This window comes from Stenotrophomonas sp. 3diitr2024 (genome assembly GCF_042136455.1).
GTDB lineage: Bacteria > Pseudomonadota > Gammaproteobacteria > Xanthomonadales > Xanthomonadaceae > Stenotrophomonas > Stenotrophomonas sepilia.
This window is the reverse complement of record NZ_JBHHMJ010000767.1, coordinates 1-4,161: the sequence shown is the minus strand read 5'-3', so window position 1 is coordinate 4,161 and position 4,161 is coordinate 1. Positions and strand designations below refer to the sequence as shown.

Sequence of the window (4,161 nt, the reverse complement as noted above, 5' to 3'; positions counted from 1 at the left end):
GTGCGCAACTATCTGTCCGAGTGCATCGGCAAGCTGGGCGTGGCCAACCGGATCGAGGCGTACCGGCTGGCGCGGCAGAAGGGGTGGCTGTAGGGGCGGCCTGCCTTTCCTGGTGATGTAGAGCAGCCGGGCATGGGCTCGGCTCTACAAGGGGGCGCTGCTGTAGCGCCCAAGCCGATGCTCGGGCGGCGGTGTGAAGCACCGGAAAAACGTCGCAGCGCGGCTCTACAGCGCGGGGCGTTCGGCCACCAGCAACCAGCTGTTGAATGGCGTGCGCCCATGCAGGGGACGCGGCGCCGTCACCTGCAATCCGGCCTCGGCCAGTGTCGCTTGCAGCACGTGCGGGTCGGGGTAGTGGCGCGGCCGCGTGCCCATCCAGCCGACCAGCCAGGCCAACCGGTCCGCCACCCGCGTGGTGCGGTCGCGACCATCGCCGGTGGCCAGCGGCGTGCGCAGCAGCAGGCGGCCGCCGGCGGCCACCCGCGCGCTGGCCGCACGCAGCAATGCCAGTTGTGGGCCCGCGTCCAGGTACTGCAGCACATCCAGCAACAGGACGTGTCCAGGCTGCGCCGGCAGTGGCGCCTGCACGTCCAGGCAGTCGAAGCGTACAGCGTGCAGGCCGGCGGCGGCACGCTGGGCACGGGTGATCTTGCCGGCATCCACGTCCACGCCGAGGTAGGGGTGGGTGCCGCTGCGCTGGCGCAGCACGTGGGCGAACAGGCCCAGCCCGCACCCCAGGTCCAGTAAGGGTTGCCCGTCGTCGGGCAGATGCTGCAGCACGCCGTCATACAGCGGGTCGCTGCCGAGCTTGCCGCGGGTGTAGTAGTAGTCGCGGCGGCTGCCCCAGGCCCGTGCCGGGCGGAACGCTTCGGCGATCGCGCGGGCCTGCGGGGCGGTCAGCGGTGTGCAGGGCAGGGGCGGGCCGTTCCGTGGCGTACCATCCATCGTGTCAGTCCGTGCCACCGAGCAGGTGTGCGGCGACCGGCAGCGCGCGCGCGCTCCACAGTGCGTACATCCGCGCCGACGGGTGCAGGCCGTCTTCGGCGATCATTGCCGGGTTGTCACCCTGGTCACGGCTGATGTCGGTGATGTCGACGAAGGCCACGTCCTGCTGGGTGCTGATCACCTCGGCCGCTGCGTTGAACTCGTCGGTCTCGATCTCGATGGTGGCCAGGTCGCGGCCGCTGCCGGCACCGAACGGCGTCGCGCCCCAGTCGGGGAAGGACAGCACCAGCACACGCCCGGGGCGGCCCCCGGCAAAGCCGATCGCCCGCTGAAGCAGGGCCTGGAACTGTACGCGGTACTCGTCCAGCGGCCGGCCGCGGTACTGGTTGTTGACGCCGATCAGCAGGCTGACGAAATCGAACGGACCCTGGGGTGCGGCCGCATCGATGCCGGCGTCCAGCTCGTCGGTGGTCCAGCCGGTGGTGGCGATGGTCTGAGGGTCGGCCAGCGCCACATCCTGCGCACGCAGGGCGGCGGCCAGCTGGTGCGGCCAGCGGCCTTCGACGGCAACGGCTTCTCCGACGGTGTACGAGTCGCCCAGCGCCAGGTAGGACAGCGCCACCGCTCAGGCCACCGAACGGCGCGGCTTCAGCGGCACGACCTTGGTCGCGTCCTCGGCACGCCGGGCCAGCACGCGGTCGATGCGGGCGAACACATCGCGCATCACCGAGGCTTCCGGCAACAGGGTCACGCGGAAATGATGGCGGTAGGGCACGTTGAAGCTGGAACCCGGTACCACCAGCACGCCTTCGTTGTTCATCAGGTCCAGCGCGAAGTTGTGGTCGTCAAAGCCCTTGGCAGCGGCACCGACCACGGCCGGGAACGCATACAGCGCACCGGCCGGCGCGACCAGCGACAGGTGCTCGCTGGCTTCGCAGGCGTCGATCACCGCACGGCGGGTTTCATACAGGCGGCCACCCGGGGTGCACAGTTCGGAGATGGTGTCCGGGCCGTTCACTGCGGCCTCGATGGCGTACTGGCCCGGTACGTTGGCGCACAGGCGCAGCGCGCCCAGCAGGTCTAGCGCGGCGCGGAAGTCGCCCAGGCGCGCGTCGTCGCCGCTGAGGTGGGCCCAGCCCACGCGCCAGCCGCAGGCACGGTGCACCTTGCTCAGGCCGCTGAAGGTCAGGCACGGATGGTCGCCGGCCAGCGGCGCGACCGGCTGGAACACCGCATCGTCGTACAGGATCTGGTCGTAGATCTCATCGACCAGCAACAGCAGGTTGTGGCGTCGTGCGATCTCGACCACGCGCTCCAGCAGTTCACGCGGGTAGCTGGCGCCGCTGGGGTTGTTCGGGTTGATCAGCACGATGGCGCGGGTGCGTGACGACACCAGCGTCTCGATCTCGCTCGGGTCCGGCTGGAAGCCGTTTTCGGCGGCGCAGCGGTAGTACACCGGTCGGCCATCGTTGAGGATGGTGGAGGCCGACCACAGCGGGTAGTCCGGCGACGGCACCAGCACCTCATCGCCCGGATTGAGCAGTGCGCGCAGCGACAGGTCGATCAGCTCGCTGACACCGTTGCCGACGAACACGCGGTCCGGGTGTGCATCCGGTGCGCCGCGGCGGGCGTAGTAATCGGCGATGGCTTCACGCGCCACCGGCAGGCCCTGCTGGTGGGTGTACGGGTCGGTGCGGCCCATGTCGTCGGCGATCGCGCGCTGCAGGTGCTCGGGTGCGCGGAAACCGAAGTTGCCCGGGTTGCCGATGTTGAGCTTGATCAGCTTGCGGCCCTGCGCCTCCAGCTCCCGCGCTCGCCGGGCCAGTTCTCCGCGGATCTCGTAGCGCACTTCGGAAAGGCGCTCGCGGATGGCCAGGGGCTTGGGCGAAAGGGTGGACATGGGGGCTGGGCCGTCAAAAGGCATGGGGATTCCATCCTACCGGAATTGCTGCAGTGCATGGCAACGGCTCCGCGCCTGCCATTGCTGGGCTGGCCGGGGGCCGTCACAGGTAGAATGGCGGCGATGACCCAGACCCCCGATTTCATCGCCCTGCAGACCATCGGCTGGCCCTGGCCGGGCCCGGCGCAGCAGGCCGACTGGCAGGCCATGATGGCCGCGCACCCGCAGGCCCGCCCGGCGCGGGTGATCGAGCAGCACCGGACCCATTACGTGGTGGCCGATGGCCCGGATGCGGCGATCAAAGCGGAGTCACTGCCGGAATGGCAGCGCCCGCGCTTCCCCAGCCACGAGCGGCCTGCAGTGGGCGACTGGGTGCTGCTGGACGGCATCCGCATCGTTGCGCTGCTGCCGCGTCGCACCGCGATCAAGCGTGGCGCGGCGGGCGAGCACTACCACCAGCAGGTGATCGCAGCGAACATCGATACGGTGTTCATCGTTTGTGGCCTGGATGCCGACTTCAATCCGCGCCGCATCGAGCGCTACCTGCTGCTGGTCGGCGGTGGCGGCGCCGAACCGGTGGTGGTGCTGACCAAGGCCGACCAGACCGAGTACAGCGAGGATGCGCTGGCGGTGCTGGAAGAACTGGAGATGCAGGGCATCGCGTTGCATGCGATCAACGGCCTGGATGCCGACAGTGTGGCGGTGCTGCAACCGTGGCTGGGCCCGGGCCGCACGGTGGTGCTGGTGGGTTCCTCCGGTGCCGGCAAATCCACGCTGACCAACACCCTGCTCGGCGAGCAGCGGATGAAGACCAACGCGGTGCGTGCCAACGATTCGCGCGGCCGCCACACCACCACCCATCGCGCGTTGATGCCGCTTCCGACCGGCGCCTGCCTGATCGACACCCCCGGCATGCGCGAGTTGAAGCCGACCGGCGAAGAAACGCTGTCCGAAGGTGGCTTCGCCGACATCGAAGCGCTGGCCACGCAGTGCCGTTTCAACGACTGCAAGCACCAGCAGGAACCGGGCTGTGCTGTCCGCGCAGCGATCGACGCTGGCGAGATCGAAGAGAGCCGGCTGCTGAACTACTTCAAGCTGAAGGAAGAAGTGGCTGCCGCTGCCGCCAAGCTGGCGGTGCGCCAGGCCGAGACCGCGCAGGAACGTGGCGGCAGGAAGGGCAAGGGCCAGCAGTTCCGCCCGGCCGGAAAGCCGCGTAGGCGCTGACAGTGCAGCCGAGCGTGGGCTCGGCTCTACAAGAGATGCATCCCGGGACACCCTGTAGCGCCCGACCCAACGCTCGGGCGGCGGCGCGCCGC

The 4,161-nt window shown here is 69.5% G+C and carries 4 protein-coding genes and 1 pseudogene; 2 read left to right on the top strand and 3 right to left on the bottom strand.

The annotated features are described in order from the left end of the window. Positions 1–93 (top strand): annotated as a pseudogene (locus ABGA94_RS20320) (DNA-binding response regulator); the annotation flags it as partial. A gap of 132 nt (positions 94–225) precedes the next feature. On the opposite strand, the gene ABGA94_RS20315 reads toward ABGA94_RS20320, so the two are convergent. From ABGA94_RS20315 to ABGA94_RS20305, 3 genes are read right to left on the bottom strand one after another with little or no spacing between them, the layout of a single operon-like run. Next, the gene (locus ABGA94_RS20315) at positions 226–945 is read right to left on the bottom strand and encodes a methyltransferase domain-containing protein (protein WP_005419203.1); all 720 of its coding nucleotides are present in this window, start codon (positions 943–945) and stop codon (positions 226–228) included. A gap of 4 nt (positions 946–949) precedes the next feature. Continuing rightward, on the bottom strand, positions 950–1,567 hold the full coding sequence (locus ABGA94_RS20310) for an SGNH/GDSL hydrolase family protein (RefSeq protein WP_005419202.1): 618 nt from the start codon (positions 1,565–1,567) through the stop codon (positions 950–952). 3 nt (positions 1,568–1,570) lie between these two features. Beyond that, on the bottom strand, positions 1,571–2,845 hold the full coding sequence (locus ABGA94_RS20305; protein ID WP_005419200.1) for a pyridoxal phosphate-dependent aminotransferase: 1,275 nt from the start codon (positions 2,843–2,845) through the stop codon (positions 1,571–1,573). A 114-nt stretch (positions 2,846–2,959) separates the two neighbouring features. On the opposite strand from ABGA94_RS20305, the gene rsgA reads away from it, so the two are divergent. After that, the gene (gene rsgA, locus ABGA94_RS20300; RefSeq protein WP_053501006.1) at positions 2,960–4,069 is read left to right on the top strand and encodes a ribosome small subunit-dependent GTPase A; all 1,110 of its coding nucleotides are present in this window, start codon (positions 2,960–2,962) and stop codon (positions 4,067–4,069) included. The last annotated feature ends 92 nt before the right edge of the window (positions 4,070–4,161 follow it).

Excerpts from the sequence above, each read along its gene's own strand:
- ABGA94_RS20315 (WP_005419203.1), bottom strand. The coding sequence starts at position 945 with ATGGATGGTACGCCACGGAACGGCCCGCCCCTGCCCTGCACACCGCTG.
- ABGA94_RS20305 (WP_005419200.1), bottom strand. The coding sequence starts at position 2,845 with ATGTCCACCCTTTCGCCCAAGCCCCTGGCCATCCGCGAGCGCCTTTCC.
- rsgA (WP_053501006.1), top strand. The coding sequence starts at position 2,960 with ATGGCGGCGATGACCCAGACCCCCGATTTCATCGCCCTGCAGACCATC.